Source organism: Ralstonia sp. SET104 (assembly GCF_003851545.1).
GTDB lineage: Bacteria > Pseudomonadota > Gammaproteobacteria > Burkholderiales > Burkholderiaceae > Ralstonia.
Map to the genome: position 1 here is coordinate 15,622 of NZ_BHVX01000010.1, position 24,136 is coordinate 39,757.

At 59.9% G+C, this 24,136-nt stretch carries 25 protein-coding genes; 14 read left to right on the forward strand and 11 right to left on the reverse strand.

Translation table 11 applies throughout. The features are described from left to right. Window positions 1-228: 228 nt before the first annotated feature. Both PSUB009319_RS14055 and PSUB009319_RS22925 read right to left on the reverse strand, forming a co-directional pair. Window positions 229-2,631, reverse strand: a complete 2,403-nt coding sequence (locus tag PSUB009319_RS14055; protein WP_124382848.1) for a beta-glucosidase — start codon at window positions 2,629-2,631, stop codon at window positions 229-231. Window positions 2,632-2,689: 58 nt separating this feature from the next. Next, complete coding sequence (locus PSUB009319_RS22925) at window positions 2,690-2,857, reverse strand: hypothetical protein (RefSeq protein WP_185453472.1); 168 nt, start codon at window positions 2,855-2,857, stop codon at window positions 2,690-2,692. 559 nt (window positions 2,858-3,416) lie between these two features. Between PSUB009319_RS22925 and PSUB009319_RS14060 the strand changes: the two genes are divergently transcribed. Further along, entirely contained in the window at window positions 3,417-4,463 is a 1,047-nt protein-coding gene (locus tag PSUB009319_RS14060; RefSeq protein ID WP_124382849.1) for a porin, read from the forward strand. 271 nt (window positions 4,464-4,734) lie between these two features. After that, window positions 4,735-5,907, forward strand: coding sequence for a beta-propeller fold lactonase family protein (locus tag PSUB009319_RS14065; protein WP_221620964.1), 1,173 nt, complete (start codon window positions 4,735-4,737; stop codon window positions 5,905-5,907). Between the two features lie 31 nt (window positions 5,908-5,938). Here the strand turns inward: PSUB009319_RS14065 and PSUB009319_RS14070 are convergent, their stop codons facing one another. The 5 genes from PSUB009319_RS14070 to gudD form a co-directional block, all read right to left on the reverse strand. Next, window positions 5,939-6,706 carry a FadR/GntR family transcriptional regulator gene (locus PSUB009319_RS14070; protein ID WP_124382850.1) on the reverse strand — a complete coding sequence of 256 codons (768 nt, stop codon included), beginning with the start codon at window positions 6,704-6,706 and terminating at the stop codon, window positions 5,939-5,941. Window positions 6,707-7,056: 350 nt separating this feature from the next. Beyond that, window positions 7,057-7,881: an NAD(P)-dependent oxidoreductase gene (locus tag PSUB009319_RS14075; RefSeq protein WP_260392984.1), complete on the reverse strand. Its 825-nt coding sequence runs from the start codon at window positions 7,879-7,881 to the stop codon at window positions 7,057-7,059. Window positions 7,882-7,913: 32 nt separating this feature from the next. Beyond that, window positions 7,914-8,678: an aldolase/citrate lyase family protein gene (locus PSUB009319_RS14080; protein WP_124382982.1), complete on the reverse strand. Its 765-nt coding sequence runs from the start codon at window positions 8,676-8,678 to the stop codon at window positions 7,914-7,916. 164 nt (window positions 8,679-8,842) lie between these two features. Beyond that, window positions 8,843-9,727: a 2-hydroxy-3-oxopropionate reductase gene (gene glxR / locus PSUB009319_RS14085; RefSeq protein WP_124382851.1), complete on the reverse strand. Its 885-nt coding sequence runs from the start codon at window positions 9,725-9,727 to the stop codon at window positions 8,843-8,845. A 46-nt stretch (window positions 9,728-9,773) separates the two neighbouring features. After that, the gene (gene gudD, locus PSUB009319_RS14090; RefSeq protein ID WP_124382852.1) at window positions 9,774-11,111 is read right to left on the reverse strand and encodes a glucarate dehydratase; all 1,338 of its coding nucleotides are present in this window, start codon (window positions 11,109-11,111) and stop codon (window positions 9,774-9,776) included. Window positions 11,112-11,458: 347 nt separating this feature from the next. Between gudD and PSUB009319_RS14095 the strand changes: the two genes are divergently transcribed. The 6 genes from PSUB009319_RS14095 to PSUB009319_RS14120 all read left to right on the forward strand — a co-directional run bounded on the left by PSUB009319_RS14095 (window position 11,459) and on the right by PSUB009319_RS14120 (window position 16,969). After that, window positions 11,459-11,761 carry a hypothetical protein gene (locus PSUB009319_RS14095; protein WP_124382853.1) on the forward strand — a complete coding sequence of 101 codons (303 nt, stop codon included), beginning with the start codon at window positions 11,459-11,461 and terminating at the stop codon, window positions 11,759-11,761. A gap of 51 nt (window positions 11,762-11,812) precedes the next feature. Next, a complete protein-coding gene (locus tag PSUB009319_RS14100) occupies window positions 11,813-12,799 on the forward strand; it encodes a TRAP transporter substrate-binding protein (protein WP_124382854.1) in 987 nt (328 codons plus the stop codon). Between the two features lie 12 nt (window positions 12,800-12,811). Further along, a complete protein-coding gene (locus PSUB009319_RS14105; protein ID WP_260392985.1) occupies window positions 12,812-13,333 on the forward strand; it encodes a TRAP transporter small permease in 522 nt (173 codons plus the stop codon). Further along, complete coding sequence (locus PSUB009319_RS14110; protein ID WP_124382855.1) at window positions 13,324-14,676, forward strand: TRAP transporter large permease; 1,353 nt, start codon at window positions 13,324-13,326, stop codon at window positions 14,674-14,676. Before PSUB009319_RS14105 ends, PSUB009319_RS14110 begins: the two co-directional genes overlap by 10 nt. Before the next feature lie 171 nt (window positions 14,677-14,847). Then, window positions 14,848-15,825 (forward strand): aldose 1-epimerase, encoded by a 978-nt coding sequence (locus PSUB009319_RS14115; protein WP_124382856.1) that lies wholly within the window; start codon window positions 14,848-14,850, stop codon window positions 15,823-15,825. A 70-nt stretch (window positions 15,826-15,895) separates the two neighbouring features. Further along, window positions 15,896-16,969 carry a Gfo/Idh/MocA family protein gene (locus PSUB009319_RS14120; RefSeq protein WP_124382857.1) on the forward strand — a complete coding sequence of 358 codons (1,074 nt, stop codon included), beginning with the start codon at window positions 15,896-15,898 and terminating at the stop codon, window positions 16,967-16,969. Window positions 16,970-17,169: 200 nt separating this feature from the next. Here the strand turns inward: PSUB009319_RS14120 and PSUB009319_RS14125 are convergent, their stop codons facing one another. Continuing rightward, window positions 17,170-17,625, reverse strand: coding sequence for a universal stress protein (locus tag PSUB009319_RS14125; protein ID WP_124382858.1), 456 nt, complete (start codon window positions 17,623-17,625; stop codon window positions 17,170-17,172). An 80-nt stretch (window positions 17,626-17,705) separates the two neighbouring features. Continuing rightward, window positions 17,706-18,716, reverse strand: a complete 1,011-nt coding sequence (locus PSUB009319_RS14130) for a zinc-dependent alcohol dehydrogenase family protein (RefSeq protein ID WP_124382859.1) — start codon at window positions 18,714-18,716, stop codon at window positions 17,706-17,708. A gap of 155 nt (window positions 18,717-18,871) precedes the next feature. Here PSUB009319_RS14130 and PSUB009319_RS14135 point away from each other — a divergent pair, with 155 nt between their 5' ends. After that, on the forward strand, window positions 18,872-20,104 hold the full coding sequence (locus PSUB009319_RS14135) for an MgtC/SapB family protein (protein ID WP_124382860.1): 1,233 nt from the start codon (window positions 18,872-18,874) through the stop codon (window positions 20,102-20,104). Here PSUB009319_RS14135 and PSUB009319_RS14140 read toward each other — a convergent pair whose 3' ends face one another. Together PSUB009319_RS14140 and PSUB009319_RS14145 are read right to left on the reverse strand one after the other, a co-directional pair. After that, the gene (locus tag PSUB009319_RS14140; RefSeq protein WP_124382861.1) at window positions 20,105-20,287 is read right to left on the reverse strand and encodes a DUF2892 domain-containing protein; all 183 of its coding nucleotides are present in this window, start codon (window positions 20,285-20,287) and stop codon (window positions 20,105-20,107) included. A 33-nt stretch (window positions 20,288-20,320) separates the two neighbouring features. Then, entirely contained in the window at window positions 20,321-20,788 is a 468-nt protein-coding gene (locus PSUB009319_RS14145) for a CBS domain-containing protein (RefSeq protein WP_124382862.1), read from the reverse strand. 286 nt (window positions 20,789-21,074) lie between these two features. Here PSUB009319_RS14145 and PSUB009319_RS14150 point away from each other — a divergent pair, with 286 nt between their 5' ends. Genes PSUB009319_RS14150 through PSUB009319_RS14170 form a run of 5 tightly spaced genes read left to right on the forward strand, consistent with a single transcriptional unit; the run spans window position 21,075 to window position 24,128 of the window. Beyond that, on the forward strand, window positions 21,075-21,575 hold the full coding sequence (locus tag PSUB009319_RS14150) for a universal stress protein (RefSeq protein ID WP_124382863.1): 501 nt from the start codon (window positions 21,075-21,077) through the stop codon (window positions 21,573-21,575). A 40-nt stretch (window positions 21,576-21,615) separates the two neighbouring features. Continuing rightward, window positions 21,616-22,455: a universal stress protein gene (locus PSUB009319_RS14155; RefSeq protein WP_124382864.1), complete on the forward strand. Its 840-nt coding sequence runs from the start codon at window positions 21,616-21,618 to the stop codon at window positions 22,453-22,455. A 33-nt stretch (window positions 22,456-22,488) separates the two neighbouring features. After that, entirely contained in the window at window positions 22,489-23,142 is a 654-nt protein-coding gene (locus PSUB009319_RS14160) for a BON domain-containing protein (RefSeq protein ID WP_124382865.1), read from the forward strand. 46 nt (window positions 23,143-23,188) lie between these two features. Continuing rightward, window positions 23,189-23,719: a flavodoxin family protein gene (locus PSUB009319_RS14165; protein WP_124382866.1), complete on the forward strand. Its 531-nt coding sequence runs from the start codon at window positions 23,189-23,191 to the stop codon at window positions 23,717-23,719. A 46-nt stretch (window positions 23,720-23,765) separates the two neighbouring features. After that, a complete protein-coding gene (locus PSUB009319_RS14170) occupies window positions 23,766-24,128 on the forward strand; it encodes a TraR/DksA family transcriptional regulator (protein WP_124382867.1) in 363 nt (120 codons plus the stop codon). Window positions 24,129-24,136: the final 8 nt, after the last annotated feature.

A 24,136-nucleotide genomic window follows, 5' to 3' on the forward strand; every position in this document is an offset into this window, starting at 1 on the left:
CGTGATCGTGACTCCAGCCTCCTCCGCTGAGCGCGCGGCCACGCCGCCGTTGAACTGCGCGTGCCAGTCGTCGGGCAATGCTGGGCGGTCTGCTGTTCGCCTATATCGTCTCGCAGAGGAGGCGAAAGAAAAACGCCACGATGCAAATCGTGGCGTCAAGGAGGAGACAGCTTTGCAATTAGGCGTTGCGTGATTGATGTCAGCAGTCTTTGTTGAAACCTTTCCAGCTTATTGTGTGATCGTGCCGGCCAGCGTCAGCTTTCTGGACGAATTCCCGACAAATACAGAAGACGCGCCGCTCGCGGGTTTCCAGAGTTGTGCGTCCTTGTCCCACGTGCTCAAAGGATGGTTGCTCGCATTCGGGTCGATCGTGATCGACACGGTTTTTGACGCACCCGCATCGAGCCAGACTTTCTGGAAGCCGATCAAGCGCTTCGGAGGCTCTCCGGTCGCGGACGGCAATGCAACGTACACCTGCGGTACTTCGGCGCCTCGCAGCTTGCCAGTATTCGTTACGACAGCCGTGACGTTGTACGTACCGTTCGCCCCAGGTGAGACCGTGGCATTCGTGATCGTGAAGCTGGTGTATGACAGCCCGAAGCCAAATTCGAAGGCAGGATTCTTGTTCATGGCGTCATACCAGCGGTACCCCATGTTCAGTCCTTCCGAATAGGAGACCGTCGGGACGCCGTTGATTGCGACGCCGGGGTACTGCACTGCCGAGATCGCATCCATGAAACCTTGTCCGGCTTGCGGAATGGTTACGGGCAGTTTGCCGGAGGGGTTGGTTACGCCAAAGAGCAGGTCCGCGACGATATGCCCGTCTTCCTGGCCAGGGAACCACGCTTCAAGAATGGCGGCAGGGGCAGACGTGCCGCCCGTCAGGAGCGATGGATCAAGCGATTCGGCCGCGTTGTCCTTGAGAACCAGAACCGTGTTCTTGTTTGCCGCGACGATGCTCTGAACCATTGCGAAGGTATTGCTGCTCTTAACCGTGCTGGTCGTGGTCAGCTTGTTGGCTTTCGGGCCATACCAATCCAGCGTATTCAGATATTTTCCCGGATCCAGAGTCAAGCCCGTGCTGTCCGTGAACGTTGTCTGGTCCGCACCTTCTTCAGCGATCGCGCCGGCCATCACGATCACAGCATCGGCGCCAGCCGCCGTCGATTGCACCTGGGCAAAACTGACCGATACACCGTCGATGGTTGCATTGACATTGGCATCGTCGACCAGGGCGAGATGCACTTTTGCCCCCGAATTTCCAAGGCTCGTCAGCACGTCTTGAATGCCTTGCACCGGCGACACCGTGTAGAACGGGACCACATCGGAACTGCCGCCACCAGCCCCCATCACTTGGCCCACGGTACTTCCGCCGGCCACGGCCTGCTGCGCATAAACCTGGGAGGCTTTTCCGATCACCACCACGTTTTGCACCGACTTGCTCAATGGCAGCACGCCATTGTTCTGCAGCAGCACGGCAGATTGCTCGCCAATTGTCTTGGCGCTTGCGCCGCCGGCGGCTTTATCGATCGGGGTCTGTACCAGTGGCCGATCAAAGATGCCTGCCTTGAACATTTGCGTGTATCGCCGTGTCAACGCAGTGTTCATATCGGATTCCTTGATCTGCCCGGCCGCGAGTGCCGCGTTGAGTTTGTCCGATGTCCACCACGTCGTCACGCCCGGGATGTTCACGCCAGGCATCTCGTGGTCCATGCCAGCGAGCATCGTCGCGGCAGTGCTATGCGCAGCAAAAAAGTCGGACTGCACGTAGCCTTTGAAACCCCATTGGTCGCGCAGGATCGTGGTGAGAATCTGCTTGTTCTCGCACATCGAGAGCCCGTTGACGGCGTTGTACGAGCACATGGCTGCGCCAACCTGGCCGTCCTTGACCGCCATTTCAAACGGCAGCAGATAGAGTTCATGCAAAGTGCGGTCGTCGATGTTCTCCTGAATCGTCATGCGATTCGTTTCCTGTTCGTTCGCGACCAGGTGCTTCGCCATCGCGATCATCCCGTGCGACTGCACGGCCTGGATTTCCGCGGTCGCCATGGCACCCGCCAGATAGGGGTCTTCGCCCATGTACTCGAAATTTCGACCGCCAACCGGCAATCTGGCCAGGTTAACGCCAGGTGCCTCGAAAACGTGAAGCGCGAGATTGTTGCCTTCCGTTCCGATGACATTGCCAAACTGAGTTGCCACACCAGGGTCGAAAGAGGCCGAAACCGCAATTGCGGACGGCAATGCAGTGGCCTTCGCTGAACTCGGATCGGTGAACGCTGCGAAGCCGCCTGCGGTGGATGTGGATACGCAGTCGTTTTGGCCGATGCCAACCGGACCGTTCGTGATGCGCAGCGTCGGAATGTGATATTTGGGCAATCCAGGAACGTGACGGGCTCCATAGCATTGGGGGAGTTCGGCAATGACTCCGGGTGCACCGACGAGCTGCTCTTCCTTGTCGGCCAGGGCCATTGCCGCCACCAGCAGGGCGGCGCGCTGCTCCGGTGCGAGCGCGGTATTCATCCATGCGTCAGTCGAGGCGGTCGTGCTATCCGAGCCGCCGCCGCATGCGGCCACAAATATTGCGATGCCAGCGGCAATCGCTGTTCGCTTATTCAAAGAAAATCTTTTCATAGTCTCACTCCTCTTTTGGTGGTGGTTGCCGATTGCGATTGAATGGTGCGTTGTTGTATCAATCCAGGAGCAGTACCGCGGGCTTGGCGCGCGCCGAAAGCGCGGGTTGATCGCTTGCTGCCTGATTGTTCGCATCGGATTCACCGCCACCGCAAGCGGTGATGCCCAGCGCCACGCCTAAGGCTGAACCCCAAAGCGCCAGGGGCTTGCCGATTTTCTTGCTCATGCTTCCGTCTCCTCTGCGGGGTGGTTGTTGCTGATTGCGGTTGAATGGCGCGCTTATTCAAGGCGGGCGCTCTCGTGATCTCAATGCGTGGCCTGTGCCAATCACGTGCCTCGTGTCGAGCGGCGGGATGACACCCAATTGCATGTTTGGTCGCGTGGCGAAGGACCGATATTTCGAAATGCCGACCGGGCCTACTGTCGTGCATGAACCGTCTCCCGGTCCGGGCGCTGGTGTGCCTGTCACTCGGCGATGCATCCGGCCAGTGCGCTCCCTTGTCATACTATGACGTACGACTGATGGTAGTGATCAGACAACTTGAGGGCAAGCTCAAGGATCTAGGTGTATTCCATTAAATGGCTATAAGTACCGCGCTATACAGCCATTAGACTAGTTATAGCGGTTGTCGGTAAGGCGCTACGAGGCTGCGATTGGGTGAGTGTTGATGTTGCGTGATCGGATGTCAATATGTAGGATGTCACATGACATGAGTGTGCGGAAAACACTGCGAAAAGGGTGTTGAGCCGAAGCTCGGTCCAATCTAAAACGACAGGAGGAGAACTTGAAAAAGCAGATCACGACGTTTGCAGCATTCGGAGCGCTGGCGACTTGCGCGCATGCCGCACCATCGGGTGTCAATCTGTATGGGTTGGTAGACACCACCATCCGATACAGCACGAATGAGAGCGCAGCAGGAAACAGCAAGCTGCAAATGACCGACGGCGTTCTGACTGGCAGCCGTTGGGGTATGTACGGTGCTGAGGACCTGGGCGGCAACTACCAAGCCATCTTTGTTCTGGAATCGGGCTTTGCCCCGGACACCGGCAACAGCTTGCAAGGGGGCAGGCTGTTTGGCCGCAAAGCCTACGTTGGTCTGCAGGGAGACTTTGGAACGATCACGCTGGGCCGCCAGTACACGGTCATTCACGAAGCGATCGCGAGTACCGATGTCATGGCGCTGGCGAACCTGGGGCTGGTGGGATTCCAGGGAGGTAATTACACCGGCGGCGTACGTCAGGACAACATGCTCAAGTACACGGGCGTCTTTGGCGGATGGACTCTGGCAGCCCAGCACGCGTTTGGCGAGGTTGCGGGGAGCTTCACCAGGTCGTCGTCCACAGGGGGCAGCGTGACTTATGCCGATGGCCCCTTCAAGGTGGTTGGCGGCTATCAAGTCATCCGCAACACCACGACGTATTTCGTGCCGACCCCGAACAGCGATCAGAAGGTGTGGATGCTGGGCGGCACCTATAAGATCGGGCCGGCCACGCTCTTTGCAAATTACGTCAATAACCGTGTGGACGCCGCAGACTACCGGAACCAGACGATTGACCTGGGTGTGAACTACGCAATCACGCAGGCAGTGTCACTGATGGCACTTGGCAACTACGATCGACTCCAGCATGCGGGGAACTCAGGCCGGCGTTTTACCGGCGCGGTGATGCTTGATTACGCTTTCAGCAAGCGCACCGATGTGTATATCGAGTCCGACTACACCAAGCTGAACGGCGCCTGGACCACGCTGGCTGGGCAATCCAATTTCACCACGCCATTCTTCGGGAATAGCACCCGGCTGGGTGTCATGGCAGGGCTGCGCCACAAGTTCTGAGTCATGCTTGCGCTCGAGCCCGGCTGCCTGGTGGGGGCAGGGAGGGGGCGCATCCAGACAACATCCGCCATCTGAATGGATTTTGCGAGCCGCGACCTGGCGTCGTGGCTGTGCCATCGTTGGGCTGCGTTGGGAGGGTGGGCCTGATCGGTTGGTTCACAATCCGCGAACATCCGCCTTCGGAGTCATCGTTGAATGGATTGGCCCACTGCGTGGCCAACCTTTCTATCGAAGGAGGCGTGTTTCAACAAGCACCCGAGCAGAAACAACTATGCAACAACTGAGGCGAATGATTTTTCCGGCAGCGCCAGTGATGCCACTGACCTCCGCCGGCGTGGCGGGCGCACGTGGCAAGACCTACGTTTATGTCTCGAACGCCGAGGACGGCAATATCGACGGTTACGAGATGGACGTCTCGACCGGATCTTTAACCTCGATTGGAAAAACGCAGGCTGGCAAGCTGGTAATGCCAATGGCGCTCAGCGTAGACAAGAGGCACCTCTACGCCGTGATCCGCTCGCAGCCCTTCGTCGTCCTGACTTATGCGATCGATGCGCTGACCGGACATCTTTCGCAGCAAGCAAGCGCGCCGTTGCCCGACAGCATGGCGTATGTTTCCACTGACTTGACGGGGCGATTCCTGTTCACGGCGTCGTATGGTGGTAACAAGATTGCGGTCAACCCAATCGAAGCCTCCGGTTTGGTGGAGTCCGGTGCGACCCAAGTCATTCCAAGCGGAGAGAACGCGCACTGCATTCGCGTGGACCGCTCAAACAGGTATGGCTACGCAGCGAATCTTGGCAGCAACCAGATTCAGCAATTTCGATTTGATGCCAATAGCGGCAGATTGACCGAGAACCCCACCCCACGGGTCAAAGCGCGGCCTGGAGAGGGCCCGCGCCACCTCGTGTTCTCGCCAGACAACACGTCTCTGTATGTCCTGAACGAGCTGTCGGGGAATGTCGCGCAATTTTCGATCGACGACGCAAGCGGCGTGCTGACAGAAGTGGCTTATACCGGGACGGTGCCTCCCGATTCGCCACTCGAACCAGGTTTTGCGCGCACAACGATCGCGGCTGCGGTATCGCCTGCGAAGAACGCGCAGACTGCCGGTGACGAGAAGGCGCGCATCTGGGCGGCCGATCTTCAGATCACGCCGGACGGGAAATTCCTCTACGCGTCCGAGCGCACCGACAGCAAGATCGCGCTGCTTGCTGTAGAGGCGGGCACCGGCAAGCTGAAGTACGTCAAGAACTACCCGACTGAGACCCAGCCGCGCGGCATGCGTATTGACCCGAGCGGAACGTACCTCATCGTAGCTGGCGAAAAATCTGACCGTTTGGCGGTCTACAGGATCGACCGGGATAACGGTGAGTTGGAATGCGTTGGTCGCATTCCGGTGGGGCGTGGCGCGAACTGGGTGGAGATTGTCACATTACCTTGACCCGGCTTCAGCGGCAGTCTGTCGGGAACGCTCAGACGCTGTTCGGCACAGACGCATCAAGGGCAGACGTGCTGGATTGCGCGTGGGCTCGGCGCAATCTGTCACGGCTGTTCGTCAGATGCATGCGCATCGCGGCCCGGGCCGCCTCCGAATCCCGATGGAAAATGGCATCGAAAATGCTGCGGTGCTCGCGGATGACAGTGGCGCGTGCTTCCGGTGAATTCAGGTAGCTAACCTGCGACGGATCGATCCGGCTGCGCGGAATCAGCGTCTTGTCGAGTTGAGAGAGCACGGTAACGAAATGCTGGTTACCGGTAGAGCGCGCAATGGCCAGGTGAAAGCGCAGATCCGACGCCATGCTGTCGTTGCCGGCGGCCTTATCCTGTTCAAGCGCGTCCAATGCAGCGCGGATGGTCTCAAGGTTTTCAGGGGTGGCCCGCTGTGCAGCCAGACCGGCGCATTCGGTCTCGAGCGCAACGCGCAACTCCAGCATCGCCAGAATGTCCTGCAGCGTGGAGGCGGTTCCCAGCTGGATCGTGTTTTCTGTGCGAGGCTCCAGCACGAAGCTACCGATACCGTGCCTCGTTTCAACGAGCGCGTTGGCCTGCAGTCGCGAAATGGCTTCGCGCACCACCGTGCGGCTCACGCCCAACGCGTCCATCAGCTCGGATTCGGTGGGCAGCTTGTCGCCAGGGCGCAGGGCTCCTGAGAGAATGCGTTCTTTGACGTGGTCGACGACGACCTCCGCCAAGCTTTGGGTCCGCCGCACGAACGGTTCTGGGGCGCCAGGGGTGAGCATGCCGTCTCCGGTGCGTGGGTTCCGAGTTCGCCGAGGGTTTGATTGCATCATTGTCATAATTATAGTCCTGCGCGTGCCACGCGGCGACACGCACCGGGCGCTGCGGACCGTACACTCCGCGCTGCGCAATTTGAGTGATTCGACGTGCATACTACGCCGCCGTCGTGCGCAACCTCGTCATCCAGAAAGATTTCGACGGCCTTTGGAGCACGACGATCTACCTGATCATCTGCGCCCGATTGCTGCCTGCAATTAGCCAGTGGCCCGCGCTTGCCGCAAGTTGCGCAAGATGTGCTCGCCTGCGTTATCGCGGCATTTGTCCGGTGCGCAACAGGCGTGAATCGCGCATCTCAGTCGCGCGGGGTGACCGTCACGAATTTCCCCCCTTGATAAATGGCGGCGGGATCCAGCGGGTCGATTGTCGGTTGGCGCGCTTCGACCGTGGCACGGAAGTTATCTGAGGTGTCCTGCGGTCGATAACCGATGTGCCTGGCGTGGCGGTTGTCCCACCAGCTGCTTTGATTGTCCGAGACGCCATAAATGATCGTGTGTCCAACGATCGGTGCTGTGAGCGCCGAGACGATCAGTCGTTCCAGGTCATCGAAACTCAGCCAGGTCGATAGCATGCGTCGGTCCTGTGGTTCCGTGTATGAAGACCCGATGCGCAAGCTGACGGTTTCGATGCCCCATCGATTCCAATAGAGCTCGGCCAGATTTTCGCCGAATACCTTGGACAAGCCGTAATAGCCGTCGGGCTTGGCGGGCATACGTGTGTCGATCACCTCATCTTGACGATAGAAGCCGGTGACGTGATTCGAGCTGGCGAACACGATGCGCTTGGTTCGGTGCTTGCGCGCAGCTTCGTAGAGGTTGACCATGCCGACAATATTGCCGGCCAGAATCGGTTCCCAGGGCTGTTCGGTCGACACGCCGCCCATATGGACGACTGCATCGACGCCTTCCAACAGGTCTGTCACCTGCGCTTTGTCTTCAAGCGCAGCGATGACGATCTCCTCGTCGGGTTGCGCTTCGCCCATGGGGCTGCGATGACTCAGGCGCAGTGTGTCGCAATAGGCTTTGAGGCGAGGGCGCAGTTCTCGCCCGAGGTTGCCGGCGGCGCCGGTCAGTAGCAGCCGTGGCACGCGCAGCGCGGTGTTCTGTAGGTTCAGCATCATGCCTGAAACGGTTCTTAAGGGTTCACAACGTCTCACGCCCGGAAGCGAGCGGCCAGATTCTGGGCGCTGTCGCGCAATAGATTTTGGTCTGCGCCGACGGCAACGAACAGGCAGCCTTGTTCAACAAAATGGCGCGCCAATGACTCATCTCCGGTCAGGATGCCTGCGGCTTTGCCGCACGCGCGGATACGCTGGATCGCATCGTCAATCGCGGCCAACACTACCGGATGTTTGGGATTGCCCAAGTGCCCGAGCGCGGCCGACAGATCCCCTGGGCCAATGAAGACGCCGTCGATGCCGTCGACATTGGCGATGGCCTCCAGATTTTGCAGCCCCTGTACCGTCTCCACTTGCACGAGCACGCACAACTCCTCTGTGCAGCGCTGCCCGTAGTCTTTGACGCGACCGTAATGGCTGGCGCGCGGTGCGCCTGCGAAACCGCGCACACCATGCGGTGGGTAGCGCGTATAGGCGACGGCATTGCGTGCTTCTTCCTCGGTCTGCACGTAGGGCACCAACAGCGTCTGGACACCGACGTCCAGCAGCCGTTTCATAGTCACCATGTCATTCCAGGGCGGCCGCACAATAGGTGCCGCCGTGCCACCGGTCATGGCCTGCAGTTGTGCAAGGATGTCAGGCACTTCATTGGGAGAATGCTCCATGTCGAGCAGCAGCCAATCAAAGCCGCAGCCCGCCAGGATCTCTGTACTGATGTTGCTGCACAAGTGCGACCACAAGCCAATCTGTTTTTCACCGGCCAGGATTGCGTGTTTGAAACGGTTGATGGGTAGTTCCATGGTGTGCGCAGCCGAGTGGGACCGTTGATAGGAGCGAGTTGGCGCGTCGGTTGCCAGCGCAGTCTGGATCAGCGGCCTGCAAATCGTTGAGATGGATTCACGCAAGCCCCGTGGTTGCCGCGTGATCGAGGGCACCGAAGAAAACGGTGCCCTTCCGTATCGACTTAGTTACCGGCAATTTGAAAGTTGGCTGCAAACTCGAGCGCCCGAACCAGACCGGAGTGATCCCACCCGGCACCGCCATGTGCGACGCAACTGCTCATCAACTGCTGCGCACTCGCGGTATGCGGCAGGCTTAACCCCAAGGTTCGCGCGCCTTCCAGGGCGAGATTGAGATCTTTCTGGTGAAGCTCGATGCGGAACCCCGGATTAAACGTGCGCTTGATCATGCGTTCGCCATGCACTTCCAGAATGCGGCTTGCGGCAAAACCGCCCATCAGCGCCTCGCGCACTTTGGCTGGATCGGCCCCGGCTTTGGCAGCAAAGAGCAGCGCTTCACCAACTGCCTCGATGTTGAGTGCCACGATGATCTGATTGGCGACCTTGCAGGTTTGGCCATCACCGTTGCCGCCGACTAGCGTGATGTTCTTGCCCATGCGCTCGAAGAGCGGGCGCACCCTTGCAAAGGCGGTTTCACTGCCCCCCACCATGATGGTGAGGCTGGCGGCCTTGGCGCCCAATTCGCCGCCGGAAACCGGGGCATCGAGGTAATCGCAACCCAGGCTGTTGATCTTTTTGGCAAAAGCCTTGGTGGCGATGGGCGAAATGGAGCTCATGTCCACAACGGTTTTCCCGGCGCTCAGTCCTTTGACCAAGCCCGACTCGCCGAAGAGCACTTCTTCTACGTGCGGCGTATCCGGAACCATCAGGAAAACGATGTCTGCAGCCTGCCCGACTTCCGCTGCCGTGGTGCACGGCGTGGCACCTTGCTCCAATAGCTCCGCGGGCACTCCGCTGCGAGACTGGGCGAATAACGTGTGGCCAGCAGCCAGTAGATGGCTTGCCATGGGCGCGCCCATGATCCCCAAACCGATGAAGCCTAGTTTCATTATTCCGCTCCTAATGAAGGAAATATCGTATAGCGTTGCGCGTGCCTTATCGGACCATGCAAGGCATCTTGTTGTTGTACTGCCAGCCCGGGATCAGGTACTGCATTGCTGCGGCGTCGTTACGGGCGCCGAGGCCATGCTGAAGATAAAGCTGGTTCGCTTTCATGACCGCTGTCATGTCGAGCTCGATGCCAAGGCCAGGTTTTTTCGGAACCTCGATATAGCCATCCTTGATTTGCAACGGATTCTTGGTCAGGGACTGGCCGTCTTGCCAGATCCAGTGCGTATCAATGGCAGTGACCTTGCCGGGCGCCGCGGCCGCGCAGTGCGTAAACATGGCCAGCGAGATATCGAAATGGTTATTGGAGTGCGAGCCCCAGGTCAGATCGAACATCTGGCAAAGCTGCGCCACGCGCACCGAGCCTTGCAGCGTCCAGAAATGCGGGTCGGCCAACGGAATGTCGACCGACTGGAGCTGAATGCTGTGAGACATTTCACGCCAGTCGGTGGCAATCATGTTGGTTGCGGTCGGCAATCCGGTGGCGCGGCGGAATTCCGCCATGACCTCGCGACCCGAGAACCCGCCTTCAGCGCCGCAAGGATCTTCGGCATAGGCCAATTCCTTCGATCGATCGCGCAGCAGTCGGATCGCATCTTTCAGATACCAGCCGCCGTTCGGATCGAGCGTGATGCGGGCTTCAGGAAAGCGCTCGTGCAGGGCGACGATGGCTTCCACTTCCTCTTCACCCCGCAGCACGCCGCCCTTGAGTTTGAAATCCTGGAACCCGTAGCGGGCCTGCGCCGCCTCGGCGAGGCGCACCACGGCTTCGGGCGTGATTGCGACTTCATGGCGAATGCGCAGCCACTCGTCTTCGGCGTCCGGATTGCTTTGGTATGGCAGCGCTGTCTTGGTGCGATCGCCGACGTAGAACAGGTACCCCAGAATTTGCACGCGTTCGCGCTGTTGGCCTTCGCCAAGCAGGGCTGCCACAGGCACGTTCAGGTGTTTGCCGACCAGGTCGAGCAAGGCGCTTTCCACCGCAGTGACCGCGTGAATCGTGATACGCAAGTCAAAGGTCTGTTGGCCTCGGCCGCCTGCGTCGCGGTCCGCAAATGCGGCACGAACGCTATTGAGGATGCGGTTGTAGTCACCAATAGGCTGACCCTCAAGCAATGGGCGCGCATCCTCAAGTGTCTGGCGAATCTTTTCGCCGCCCGGGACTTCGCCCACGCCGGTATTGCCGCTGGAATCCGTCAGGATGACAAGGTTGCGTGTGAAATACGGACCATGGGCGCCGCTCAGGTTGAGCAGCATGCTGTCGTGACCCGCAACGGGGATCACCTGAATTTGAGTGATGGTGGGGGTATTGGCTGATGTTGGCATGGTATTGCACTTGTTAGATGACGTCGTACAACTATACGTTAGATCGATTAGCGAGGGAACCCCCTTTTTTTACAGTGGATTGCAAGGGGGTCGACCCTAGGGGCAGCACTGATTGCTGGCGCAGTCGCCTGCTCGCTAGATTTGTTGTTTGACGCTCAGTACGGCGCCGATTCCAGTCTGTCCGGGCGCTCCTGGGCACCAGGGTGAGTGGTGCAGGCTTGCATTTTTTCTGCGGGTAAACGCTAGACCATAATTCTCGGCCGGGATGATAGACTTCCTAGTCATATGACAACATATAACATGGTTGGTGGAAAAGACTAAGAGGCTAGGAGTAAGGGAAAGGGCAGGTGGTTTCCCTTGATGCTTGCAACGGGATGGCTCGCGTGAAGTATGGCGGTGTTGCTTGTCCGTCTTGCCGGCCAGCGTGTGATAGCGGGAACCGTGATAAGTCGTCTTTGTCGGTTAAAACTTTTGGCTTGGATGGACGCGACGTATATCGGCATTCATTCTTAGCAAAGGCAAGTCGGGTTGATGTGCCGTGGTTTTTCTCCGGCGTATTGGCAAAGGCAAACGACGTTTTGATGCCTGTCGGCCTGGCGGATGATTCGGTTGAATCGATTGAACGAAATAATGAATATGTGCTTGAGTAAAATTTAAGCCACCAGAATTAGAAATTCATGACGTATAAGATAGGAGATCACATGAAAGTTCAGTCTAAGATCATTGCGGGCCTGATTGGTGCAACCGTGCTTGCGCTTTCGGCTTCATCAGCAATGGCGCGTGTATTCCGTTCTTCGGAAGTTCACAACAAGGATTTTCCGACCACCCAGGCGGTTCGGTTCATGGGTGAGAAGCTTTCGCAGGCTACCGGCGGAAAGGACCAGATCAAGGTTTTTGCTGATGGCGCGCTGGGCTCTGAAAAGGACACGGTCGAGCAGGTCAAGATCGGGGCGCTGGACATGGTGCGTGTGAGTTCAGCGTCGTTTCACGGCATCGTGCCCGAGTCCGTCATTCCGTCCTTGCCCTTCTTGTTCCGTGATATGGAGCACTTCCGCAAGACCATGTACGGCCCGCAGGGCGACAAGATTCTCGCCGCCTTCGAAAAGGCGGGTTTCATCGGGCTGGCGCTCTATGAAAGTGGCGCGCGGTCGGTGTACGCGAAGAAGCCCATCTACTCGGTGGCCGACATGAAGGGGCTGAAGATTCGTGTGCAACCTTCAGATTTGTTTGTGAGCCTGGTGAATGCCGCCGGGGCATCGCCCACGCCGATGCCGTTTGGCGAGGTCTACACCGGCCTCAAGACCGGCCTGATCGACGCTGCTGAAAACAATATTCCGTCTTACGAAGAAGCCAAGCATTTTGAAGCGGCTCCTGTCTTCTCGGAAACCATGCACGTCATGACGCCTGAGGTGTTGGTGTTCTCGAAGAAGGTCTGGGATACCTTGTCCAAGGAAGAGCAGACTGCGATTCGCAAGGCCGCGCGGGAATCGGTGGACTACTACGTGAAGCAGTGGAGCGTCCGCGAGAAGGATGCCGCGCAAGCCGTGGTCAAGGGTGGGGCCAAGATCATTCCGGCGGCCAAGATTGATCGCAAGAGCTTTGTCGATGCCGAGCGTCCGGTTTGGGACAAGTTTGCCACGACGCCAGAACTCAAGAATCTGGTGAGTGAAATCGTGAATACAAAGTAAAGCTTGAGTCCGATGGCCTTCATCATGGGTTGGTTAAAGAAGTGCAATGCGATCCTCGAACGGGGCGTGCTCTATGTCGCCGGAGCATGCCTCGCAGGATTGGGGATCATTGTGGTCTACGGCGTGGTGCTGCGGTATGTGTTCAACGCCTCACCGCCATATGTGGAGCAATTGGCTCTGCTGCTGGTGATCGCAGTGGCCATGTTTGGAGCGGCAGCCACGGTACGCGAAGCCGGTCACATCGGATTGGATTCGCTTGTGAACCGGCTGCCAAAGCTCGCGCAATTCTGGTGTGGTGTCGCGGTTGATGTGCTGATCATCGTGTTCGCAGTGGGTTTGTTCACCGGAAGCGTGCAGATGAGCCTCTCCACGCGTCACGACATGATCCCGACGCTGGGCATCTCGGAGGCCTCGCGCTATATCGCGCCGATTGTGGCGAGTGTGCTTATCGCGCTGTTCTCACTTGAACGCTTGTTGAATGCCTTTGCCAAGGATGCCTTTGCCAAGGACAAGGGAGTGGTATCTTGGAATTGACTGTACTGTGCCTGAGCTTTGTCGCCTTCCTGCTGCTGGGCGTGCCGGTTGCATTCGGCATCGGCCTGGCCTGCCTCGCCACTTATCTGGTTGAGGGCCTGCCGCTGGAAACGTCGATTCAGATGATGGTTTCCGGAATGAATGTCTTCTCATTCCTCGCCATTCCGTTCTTCATCTTTTCTGGCGAGCTGATGCTGCATGGCGGCATTGCGGACCGGATCATGAATTTTGCGCGAAGCCTGGTCGGCCACTGGCGTGGCGGGCTGGGTCTGGCAAACGTCATGGCCAGCACGCTATTCGGCGGGGTTTCAGGCTCGCCGGTTGCCGACACTTCGGCAATGGGCGGGGTCATGATCCCGATCATGAAGCGTGAAGGCTATAGCGCCGATTACGCAGTGAACGTCACCACCCACGCGTCGCTTGCCGGCGCGCTGATGCCGACCTCGCACAATCTGATCATTTACGCCTTTGCGGCTCAAGGCGCAGCAGGCGCCATCGCTGGGCACACGATCAAGGGTGTTTCCATCGGCGATCTCATGTTCGCCGGGTTGATCCCGGTGTTCTGGATCATGGTGTGCATGTTGATTGCCGCGTACTGGCAAGCCGTGCGAAACGGTTACCCCAAGCGTGCAGACGGTTCCTCGCTCGTCGAGAAATTCCCGGGCTGGCGCGCGGTGCTGACCTACCTGGTTGCTGCGGTGCCAGGTCTGCTGGTGATCGCTGTGATTCTTGTGTGTGTGATGGGCGGGATCACAACGGCCACCGAGGCGGCAGCAATCGCGGTGTGCTACTCGTTGTTTCTGACGGTGATCGTCTACCGCACCATGAGTCGCAAAAGGCTGGTCGAATCGTTGATCAAGGCATCGAAGACCACCGGCATCATCCTGTTGCTGATTGGCGTGTCTAACATGCTGCGCTGGCAGATGGCGTATCTGGAAATCCCGGAAGCGATCGAGGCCGCTTTGATGCATGCCACGACGACGCCATGGCTGATGTTGCTGTACATCAACATCATTCAGATCATCCTGGGCATCTTCCTGGATATGGCGGCGCATATCCTGATCACGACGCCGCTGTTTCTCCCGATCGCGATTGCGATGGGTGTTGGTCCGGTGCAATTCGGCATGATGCTGTTGCTCAATTGCGCACTGGGGCTGGTGCATCCTCCGGTGGGAACCGTGCAATTTGTCGGCTGCGCAATCGGTAAGATTTCAATTGGCGAAGCGACAAAGACTGCGTGGCCGTACTACTTGGCAATATGTGCTGCGATCACCCTCGTGACCTACGTTCCGGCGTTTTCTACGTGGTTGCCATCGTTGATCACAGGGCACCCGGTTTTCTAGCGTATTGCTTTTCGCTCGGCGCGCAGAGGGTCGACGAAGAGAGTCGGGAGGGGCATGCCTTAACGGCGTGCCTCTTTTTTTCTTATGCGTTTCGGGCGGGCTTTGGCTTGTTGGCAGACGCTGAAGCCGTCCTCCGATGCCTTGCGCAACCGATTTAAAAAGGGGCTGTAGATGCGCGCAATTCCGTCTCGTATTTCAGGTGCCCTCGCGCCGGGCCCTGCCTGGCTGGCGCCAGGTCCGGTTCATACACTGCGAGCTGGTGCGCTGACGATGACGATTGCACCCGCCGCGGGCGGGCGCATTGGCTCGCTGAGTTCGACCACGGCAACCGGCAATCGTATTGACTGGCTTGTGCCGATGCCGGACGCTTGCCTGCAAAACGGTTTCGATGGGCTGGCATGGCCCAAAGCGGGTTGCTATCCGCTGCTGCCGTTTTCCAATCGTATCCGGGGTGGCCGCTTTCTTTGGCGGGGGCGCGAAATCTGCCTGGCCCCGCATCCTGGGCAAGCCCATGCCATGCACGGCATTGCCCACGCACGCGCTTGGCAGGTCGAGCAACTGACGCAGTCGTCCATCCAGCTTAGCCTGCGCTACTCACCCACGCCGGGTGGTTGGCCATGGGCTTTCTTCGCCATGCTCACATTCGTATTGACGCCTGAGGGGCTGCAAGCGGAGATGGTGCTGCACAACGAGAGCGACAGCGATATGCCCGCAGGTGGTGGCTTTCACCCGTACTTCGCGCGCACGCCGCGCACGCGGGTGCAATTCGATGCCGACACGGTGTGGCCAATGGATGCGGAAGAGGTCGCCACAGGGCGCAGGCCTATCGGCCCCGATGAGGATTTCCATGATGGACGCTTGCTTCCCGAGGATAGCTTCAGCGTTTATTACGGCGATTGGCATCAGGTGGCCAGCGTGTTTGGAGACGGCGGATCCACGCTGACGTTGCGTGCGGATGATCCGCTCACGCACTTCATCCTGCACGCCCCCGGGGGCAGTCCTTACTTCTGCCTCGAACCGGTCTCGCACGTGGCGGATGCGCTTAACCTGGCTGCCGATGGGTGGGAGGGGACCGGTTTGCGTGCGCTCGCGCCTGGTCAGGCATTACGGCTGACAATGCAGCTCACATTGTGCGCGGGGCAGTCCTGAAGCGGACAGCGCAACGGGTTGCTGTAGGGCATCAGGTCTATTGGAAATCGCTTGCGTCAGGAAAATCAACATGAGCGCCACTGATCAACAACAAACGATCGGCTTCGGGCTGGTCGGAGCCGGGATGATTGCCGGTTATCACGCGCGGGCCATTCATGCGGCGAGCCACTCGCACAATATCCGGCTCGTAGGCGTGGCGGGTTTGAACGAGGCGCGTGTCCGCGATTTCGCCATGCATCATGACATTCCGTTCCATACGACGGAGCTTGATGCATTGCTCGCGCGCCCTGACGTTCACGTGGTGTGTATCGTGACCCCGAGCGGCGCCCATCTGGAGCCCGCGCTCAAGGCCATTCGTGCTGGCAAGCACGTGATTGTTGAAAAGCCGCTCGAAGTGACGTTGCAGCGGGTGGACGAGATGATCGCGGCGGCCAATCTGGCTGACGTCAAGCTCGCCGCGATTTTTCAGGCGCGCTTCGGGCGCGGCGCGCAAGCCGTCCGGGCAGCACTCGACGCCGGCCGCTTCGGCCGCCTCTGCCTCTGTAGCGCGTATGTCAAATGGCATCGCAGCGTTGATTACTATCGCGGCTGGAAGGGCACCTTAGCGCTGGACGGCGGCGGCGCGGTGATGAACCAGGCAATTCACGCGCTCGACTTGTTACAGTGGTTTGCCGGGATGCCGACCGAAGTGTTCGCCTGGACGACCCGGCGCGTGCATGTTGCGATTGAAGCAGAAGACACCGCATGCGCTACGTTCAAGTTTGCGAACGGCGCGCTCGGCGTGCTTGAGGCGACGACGGCTGCCTACCCGGGATGGGAACGGCGCATTGAGGTCTGCGGTGAGCGTGGTTCCGTTGCGATCGAGGATGACCGCATCGTGTGCTGGGATTTTGCGCAACCCGATCCAGAGGATGCCGCGCTCGTCGCGCAATCCTCCCAGGCGGGCTCGGCGTCGGGCGCAGGGGCGCCGAACCAGATCAATATGGACGGGCATCGGAAGCAGATTGAAGAGCTGATTGACGCAATACGCACTGGAGCGGCACTGACGATCGACGCCACGCAGGCACGCAATACGGTCGCCCTGGTACGCGGCGTTTATGCATCCGCGCAGGAAGGCAAACCGATCAGGCTGGCAACCGGCTGACCCGTGGCGGGGCAATCATTGCAGCTTTGTTGCATCAGACCATCGTTATGAGTGCCAGCTCGCTTTACGTGATGTCTGCAGCAGCGCGAGAAGTCAATGCGCTGCCCATGCACGCTCGCTCAGCCCGGCATTGTGCCGCTCGTGTTTTTCGGGGCGAAAAATCACGCAAAAACGTCGGCAAATCATGATTGCCAGCCGCGTCACTCATCGATTTCGCTGCGGACCATCAACACCGGCTTGTTGGTTTTGCGCACCACGCCTTCGGCCACGCTGCCCAGCACCAGATGCTTGAGCCCACGTCGGCCATGTGTGCCCAGCACGATCAGGTCGGTGTTGGTTTCATTGGCTTCCGCAACAATCGTTGCGGAGATCTGCCCCGGCACAATGGATTTTTCCAGCAACTTGGTCGAATGCTTGACGCCCGCTGCGTCCAGCTTCTTTGATACCTCGGCCAACGTGTCTCGGCCATATTCGACCACTTGCCTGGCGTAGGCAATCGAGTCGGCTCCAACCATGTCGAAGGTCACGTCGCTGCTGTCGGCGACAAACAGGGCTTCGACTTCCGCGCCCGTCGCCTTGCTGACCACAATGGCTTGGTGCAGCGCAAGGTAGGACGCGTGGCTGCCGTCGACGGCGAGCAGAATTCGCTGATACATGGTGATCTCCAACGCGTTGCACAGTCGGGCACCGCTTGTTATCAGCGTAGACAGCGTAGCGCCCAGGCTGTTGATGCGTGTCAAATGTCTTCCGAAGACACCCGCAGAACGGCAGCGCCGGCCACCCGCCCGGCGCGGAGGTCTTCCAACGCGGTGTTGGCGTTTTGCAATCGATAGGGTGTGACGTGAACCTGCAAGGGGATTTTCGCCGCGAGGCGCATGAGCGCGAGTCCATCAGCTCGCGTCAGGTTTGCGACGGAGACAAGCTTGCGCTCTTCCCATAGCAACCGGTACGGAAACGCCGGGATGTCACTCATGTGAATGCCGCCGCAAACGACCGTGCCACCTTTGACCACGGCCTGCAGCGCTTGCGGTACGAGCGCGCCGATCGGTGCGAAGATCAGCGCGGCGTCGAGCGGTTCCGGTGCGGGGGTGCCGCTGGCGCCTGCCCACCTGGCACCGGTGTCCAGCGCAAGTTGCTGAGCTGCAGTGTCGCCGGCCCGGGTGAAGGCAAAGACTTCGCGTTGCTCCGCCACGGCAATCTGCGTGATGAGATGGGCTGCGGCGCCAAAGCCGTAGATGCCAATCCGGCGCACATCTCCGGCCATGCGCAGCGTGCGGTAGCCGATCAGGCCGGCGCAGAGCAGCGGAGCAGCATGGGCATCGTCGTACCGCTCGGGAATCGGCAGGCAATACCGCGCGTCGCAGACGACATACTGCGCATACCCGCCATCGCGCGTATATCCGGTGAAGGCGGGGTGGTCGCACAGGTTTTCGTGGCCGTGCATGCAGTACGGGCAGACTCCGCATGTCCAGCCGAGCCACGGCACGCCGACGCGCTCGCCTGGGGCAGGCGTCGTCACGCCTTCGCCGCACGATTCGACGATGCCGACGATTTCGTGACCGGGAATGAGGGAGGGCTTCGGGGTGGTCAGTTCGCCGTCCACGATATGGAGATCGGTGCGGCAGACGCCACACACAGACACAGCGATCCGGACTTCTCCCGGCCCGGGTGTGGGCATCGGCACACGGCGCCAGACCAATGGTTTTCTTGCTTCTTCCATCACCATGGCCTGCATTGGTTCAGACATGGCCGTCTCCGAGTGTGGCGCGTCTGTCCAGTATGGATGGGGCGCGCGGGGCTGTCGCTCTTGCGCTCGACCATCGACTGCGCCAGATCAATCGGAAAGCGTTGCCGCGCGCGATACTGAATAAACGCAACGCAACTGCCATCCGTATCCACTGAATGTCTTCACTGCTGTCTTTCTCGGTTGCCTTGGGCGTGGGGCTGGCGATTGGCCTTGAGCGCGAGCGTAGTCACGCCGCCAGTACAGAGCTGCCGGCAGGCATGCGAACGTTTGCGATTGGCGCACTGGCTGGTGCCATTGCGGCGAGCTTGCCGATACCGTTTTCTGTGCCAACCGTCTTGCTGACGGTCTCGGTGTTGGCGGCCCTGGGGTATCACCATTCAGCCAATGTTGACCCTGGTGTGACAACGGAACTTGCGCTGGTTGTGACGACGCTATTGGGCGCCTATGCCGTGAGTGAACCTGAGATGGCGGCCGGTCTTGGCACAGTCCTGCTCGTCCTGCTCTACGCCAAAGCGGGCTTGCACCGGTTCGCACGCTCTGTCATTACTCAGCGTGAACTTGCCGACCTGCTGATCCTTGCCGTGGCGGCATTGCTGATCTGGCCTGCGGTTCCGGATCGAGCCATGGGGCCATTGAACGCCTGGAATCTGCATACGCTCTGGCTGGTTGCGCTGCTGGTCATGCTGACCGGCAACGCAGGCCATTTTGCGACGCGATGGTTTGGAGAACGTATCGGCTTGCCGCTTGCGGGCCTGTTCAGCGGGTTTGCATCGAGTGTGGCAACAATCACGGCCATGGCCGCGCGCGTCCGAAAAGATCATCGCCGCGTTGACGGTGCGGTTGCCGCAGCGCTGCTGTCCAACGTTGCCACGCTGGTGCAGATGCTGCTGCTGATTGCCGCCATCAACATCGACTTGCTGCGCGTGCTGGCTGGTCCGCTGGCGGCGGGCATGATAGCGATCGTGGCATGGTCTGCTCCATGGATATGGCGCGGCAGTGAGCCGCTTCAGGGGCAGGAGGCGCCTGAGAGCTCGGCGTCATCCATCAACTGGCGCGTTGCGATCGGTTTTGCGCTATGGACGGCGGCGTTGCTGCTTGCCGCAGCCGCCGCGCGCGCATCGTTCGGGACAGCAGCGGTGGTGGCCGTCACCGTGTTTGGTGCGTTTGCCGATGTGCATGCCGCGACCGCATCCATTGCGACGCAGGTTGCTGTCCACACGCTGCAGACCTCGACGGCAGGTGCGCTGGCGATGCTTGCGCTGACAGCCAACACGTTCTCGAAGGTTGTTGTGGCCATCAGCGGAGGCCGTGCTTTTGCCGGCAAGGTGACTGCCGGTCTGCTGACCATGCTCCTGTCTAGCTGGGCAGTGTTCTGGTTTGTCGCCTAGTCAATCACGCCCAATGCCCAGCACCCAATAGAGCGGACACATGCGGATCAGGCCCGTCACCAGCGGTATCAGCCCCAGCCAGCCCACCCATGCAGGTACCTTGCCAAAAAACGCCAGCAGGATCATGACGATGCCGATCAAGATGCGGACGACGCGATCCGCGGTTCCGACATTGGGAAACATGGCAATTCTCCTGAGGAATGGCTGGGTGATGGCTCAGAGAATCAGATCGGACGGCACGTGCTGGCGAGATTCGGTCGCGTTGTCTCGGCCCAGAATGCCGGCCAGCAAGGTCCATTCGCCGCCCATCGCGCGGATGGTGTCGTCCAGGCTGAGCATGCCCACCAGCCGCTGCTGACGATCGATCACTGCCAGACGGTGCAGGCCGTGGCTCAGCATCGAGCGCAAGGCTTCACTGATCACGGCGTCATCGTGGATGGTCAGAAGGCCCCGGGTCATGACTTCCGATACGGCGGTCTGGGTGCAATCGCTGCGGCTGGCAATGCCGTGCACCACCATGTCCCGGTCTGTCACGATGCCCACCACGCGCGAACCGCCGGCGGTGTGTTCCGTAATAAGCAACGCCCGCACGCTTTCGTCCCGCATCAAACGGGCGGCCTGCTGCAGCGTCGCCGTCGCTTGGACGTGGACGATGCGGCGGGAGCAAATCTCGTCGACCCTCATGCTGAACTCCGATGCGCGTACGTTTTCACTATAAGAACGGGCCGGTGTCAGAAGTTGATCCCGCACAAGGTGCCGTGAGCTTTCCAAGACTGCGCCAAAAGGGCAGCGGATAGCGGACGAGTCTATCGAGCACTCGGCTTAAGCCATTGAGGCAGATCAAGTGGCGTTGCGCGGGGGGGCTGTGAGCCAAACGCTGATGTAAATCAAGGGGTGATCCGCCTGGTGGTCCAACATGGAATTTAGCGAGCCCGCTTGGGGCAGATCACGGATTCGATGGAGGCACATCATGTACGACAGGATTCTGGTAGCGGTGGATGGCAGCCCTACGGCAGATCGTGCGCTGGACGAGGCAATTCAACTTGCACAAAAGCTTGGGTCTGAGCTGGTCATTGCTCACGTGGTCGACAACTCGTATCTGATGTACGACGTTGGCTACATCGATGTCGGCGCCTTTACCGAGGCATTGGTCAAACAAGGCAAGCAAATCGTTGCCGACGCGCGGGCCAAAGCCGAAAAGGCAGGTGTGCACGTGCACAGCGTGGTGGTTGATGATCCCATCGGAACCTTTGATATTGGCACTGCCATTGAGCAGGCGGCCCACAACGTCGGCGCTCAAGCCCTGGTGCTGGGCACGCACGGGCGTCGCGGTTTCCAGCGTTTGTTCCTGGGCAGTGTGGCCGAGAGCGTTGTGCGCCGGAGCACGCTGCCGGTGCTGCTCGTTCGTGCGGTGCAGACGGAAACACCGCACGTGCCTACGGAACCGCTGAGCAATGCCGTCATTGCCTAGCCGGGCACCGCATCCTTTGACACGACATCGGGATCTGATCATGAGCTATGCCAGCGTGATGGTGCATCTGGACCGCAGCGAACGCGCCAGCCACCGCCTCAACCTTGCGGCCCAGTACGCACAGGCGCACGGCGCCAAACTCGTCGGCATCTATGCGAGCTTTGCGCCAAGCCTCAGCTGGTTCTACATGATGGAGAACGCTGCACGCTATCTGGAGGAAGACCGTATCCGGCGCGACAGCATCCGGGACGCCGTGCACGCGCGCTTTCGCCAGGCGACGCAGAGCCTTGGGGTGGAAACCGAATGGCGTGCAATGGAAGGCGACCCCGTGGCACTCGTACTGCGCGAAGCGCGGGAGACTGATCTTCTTGTCGTCGGACAACGCAACCATGATGAGCCGGATGAATTTGTCGCCGGCGATTTTGTGGAAACCCTGATCCTGGAGTCGGGCCGCCCGGTGCTGGTGGTGCCGTATGCGGGCAACTTCACGGCATTGCCGCAGCGCGTTCTGGTGGCCTGGAGCGGTGGCCGCGAATCGGCCCGCGCGCTGCACGACGCCATGCCGATGATGACGGGCGCAAATGTGCACGTGCTGCAGATCAGCAGCACGCAGCCAAAGCACTGGGCCGAAGAAACCACGGTGGGTCAGGTGGCGCGTGCGCTAAACGCGCGCGGCATTCATGCCACGGTGGAAGAGGCCAACTGCGCAGATTCCGACACTGCCGTGGGTGAGTTGCTGCTCTCGCGAGCGGCCGACTTCAATGCCGATCTGATCGTGATGGGCGCCTACGGGCACAGCCGCCTGCGCGAACTCGTGCTGGGTGGGGTGACGCGCACCCTGCTGAAGACAATGACCGTGCCGGTGCTGATGTCGCACTAAGCCTTGATCCCGATTGCGCATCAGGAGATCACCATGAAGAACGATATCCAGCTCAAGCACGATGTCGAAGAAGAATTGCAATGGGACCCGGCGGTAGATGCCAGCCGCTTTGCGGTGCAGGCCAAGGACGGCGTCGTCACGCTCTCCGGCAGCGTCGACTCGTTCGCCGACAAGCATGCCGCGGAGGGAGCGATTGGGCGTGTTGCCGGCGTGACCGCGCTTGTCATCCATGTGGATGTGCGTATACCGCCCAATATGGAGCGCCCGGATGATGAGATTGCGCAGGCGATCAGCAGTGCGTTGCATTGGAATGCATCGGTGCCGCCGGATGCTGTCCAGATCACTGTCGAAGACGGAGCCGTGACGCTGCGCGGTGAAGTCAACCAGGACTTCCAGCGCCGTGCCGCGCTGGACACCGTGCGCAGAGTGCGCGGCGTGAAGTCCGTGGCCAATGCGCTGACATTGCGCGCCGCTTCCGGCCCGGCCGATCTGAACGATCGCATTGCAAAGGCTCTGCAACGCCTGGCTGCGGTCGACGCCTCGCGCCTCAATGTTTCCGTGGCGGACGGAACGGTGACCCTGTATGGGCCGCTGCGCAACCTCAACGAGTGCCGTGCGGCCCGCGAGGCCGCATGGGACGCACCGGGCGTGCGTGCCGTCGTCGATCAGATGTGGGTTGGCTCCTAGAGGCGATTGCCCCGTTCCACTGCTTTCGAAATCCCTGGAGTACGAGATGGAAAAGAAGCTGATTGTGTACTACTCGCGCACCGGTACGGCACGTCAGGTGGCCGAGCAGATGGCTGCGCAGAGCGGATGGCAGCTTGCCGAGGTGACGGACGAGCATCCGCGCGCCGGCTTCCTGGGAGATGCGCGTTGTGTCATCGAAACGATATTCCATGCACGCGCCAAATATCGCTATGAAGGTCCGCCGCTTGGTGAAGTCGAGCACGTGATCGTGATCGCACCGATCTGGATGGGCCACCTGGCTTCGCCCATGCGGGACTTCCTGGTTGATCAATTGCCGGTGTCCAGGCACCTGTCCGTGATTTGTGTCATGGCGGCCCGCGGGGCATTCAGTGCTGTCGAAGAAATCATGCGTATCACCGCCACTATTCCTGCGCCGGTGCTCGCGCTGTTCCAGCGCGACGTGCTCAGCGGGTTGTCGCAGGAGGAGATCGCGGGCTTTATCGATCAGGTGAAGACCGCCGGCCGGTGGGAGCAATCGAGACAGCGTCCAGCGTGGCTGTCGCCAACGGAAGCCTGAAGCCGCATACACCGCTCGACGCTGAATCAACAGAAGGAGACTGGGCATGACCCGCTTTACCGAGGCGCAATGGAAACGGCTGAGGAGCTTGCTCGACGAAGAGGAAGCACGCGTGCAGCGCCAGTTGTCGGCGCTGAGTCCATCGGTGGTGCCGGTGCCGCGTGAGGCACCGTTCGAAAACGCAGATCTTGCCGATGAAGAGGCCGGGGACCAAACGAACGACGTCATGCTCGCCCGTTACCGAAGCGAGCTTGAGCAACTGAACGCTGCACGCGAGCGTATGCAGCAGAACAGCTACGGTATCTGCGTCGATTGTGGCGAAGCGATTCCGTTTTTACGCCTGCAAGCCCAGCCGACTGCCACGCGCTGTCTGCCTTGCCAAACAGCGCGTGAGCGCCGCTGGGCATAGCGAGGCGA

Excerpts from the sequence above, each read along its gene's own strand:
- gudD (WP_124382852.1), bottom strand. The coding sequence starts at position 11,111 with ATGCCAACATCAGCCAATACCCCCACCATCACTCAAATTCAGGTGATC.
- PSUB009319_RS14055 (WP_124382848.1), bottom strand. The coding sequence starts at position 2,631 with ATGAAAAGATTTTCTTTGAATAAGCGAACAGCGATTGCCGCTGGCATC.
- PSUB009319_RS14150 (WP_124382863.1), top strand. The coding sequence starts at position 21,075 with ATGTACGACAGGATTCTGGTAGCGGTGGATGGCAGCCCTACGGCAGAT.
- PSUB009319_RS14155 (WP_124382864.1), top strand. The coding sequence starts at position 21,616 with ATGAGCTATGCCAGCGTGATGGTGCATCTGGACCGCAGCGAACGCGCC.
- PSUB009319_RS14070 (WP_124382850.1), bottom strand. The coding sequence starts at position 6,706 with ATGCTCACCCCTGGCGCCCCAGAACCGTTCGTGCGGCGGACCCAAAGC.
- PSUB009319_RS14145 (WP_124382862.1), bottom strand. The coding sequence starts at position 20,788 with ATGAGGGTCGACGAGATTTGCTCCCGCCGCATCGTCCACGTCCAAGCG.
- glxR (WP_124382851.1), bottom strand. The coding sequence starts at position 9,727 with ATGAAACTAGGCTTCATCGGTTTGGGGATCATGGGCGCGCCCATGGCA.
- PSUB009319_RS22925 (WP_185453472.1), bottom strand. The coding sequence starts at position 2,857 with ATGAGCAAGAAAATCGGCAAGCCCCTGGCGCTTTGGGGTTCAGCCTTA.
- PSUB009319_RS14115 (WP_124382856.1), top strand. The coding sequence starts at position 14,848 with ATGCGCGCAATTCCGTCTCGTATTTCAGGTGCCCTCGCGCCGGGCCCT.
- PSUB009319_RS14100 (WP_124382854.1), top strand. The coding sequence starts at position 11,813 with ATGAAAGTTCAGTCTAAGATCATTGCGGGCCTGATTGGTGCAACCGTG.
- PSUB009319_RS14130 (WP_124382859.1), bottom strand. The coding sequence starts at position 18,716 with ATGTCTGAACCAATGCAGGCCATGGTGATGGAAGAAGCAAGAAAACCA.
- PSUB009319_RS14165 (WP_124382866.1), top strand. The coding sequence starts at position 23,189 with ATGGAAAAGAAGCTGATTGTGTACTACTCGCGCACCGGTACGGCACGT.
- PSUB009319_RS14105 (WP_260392985.1), top strand. The coding sequence starts at position 12,812 with ATGGCCTTCATCATGGGTTGGTTAAAGAAGTGCAATGCGATCCTCGAA.
- PSUB009319_RS14080 (WP_124382982.1), bottom strand. The coding sequence starts at position 8,678 with ATGGAACTACCCATCAACCGTTTCAAACACGCAATCCTGGCCGGTGAA.
- PSUB009319_RS14170 (WP_124382867.1), top strand. The coding sequence starts at position 23,766 with ATGACCCGCTTTACCGAGGCGCAATGGAAACGGCTGAGGAGCTTGCTC.
- PSUB009319_RS14160 (WP_124382865.1), top strand. The coding sequence starts at position 22,489 with ATGAAGAACGATATCCAGCTCAAGCACGATGTCGAAGAAGAATTGCAA.
- PSUB009319_RS14135 (WP_124382860.1), top strand. The coding sequence starts at position 18,872 with ATGTCTTCACTGCTGTCTTTCTCGGTTGCCTTGGGCGTGGGGCTGGCG.
- PSUB009319_RS14140 (WP_124382861.1), bottom strand. The coding sequence starts at position 20,287 with ATGTTTCCCAATGTCGGAACCGCGGATCGCGTCGTCCGCATCTTGATC.
- PSUB009319_RS14120 (WP_124382857.1), top strand. The coding sequence starts at position 15,896 with ATGAGCGCCACTGATCAACAACAAACGATCGGCTTCGGGCTGGTCGGA.
- PSUB009319_RS14065 (WP_221620964.1), top strand. The coding sequence starts at position 4,735 with ATGCAACAACTGAGGCGAATGATTTTTCCGGCAGCGCCAGTGATGCCA.
- PSUB009319_RS14075 (WP_260392984.1), bottom strand. The coding sequence starts at position 7,881 with ATGATGCTGAACCTACAGAACACCGCGCTGCGCGTGCCACGGCTGCTA.
- PSUB009319_RS14125 (WP_124382858.1), bottom strand. The coding sequence starts at position 17,625 with ATGTATCAGCGAATTCTGCTCGCCGTCGACGGCAGCCACGCGTCCTAC.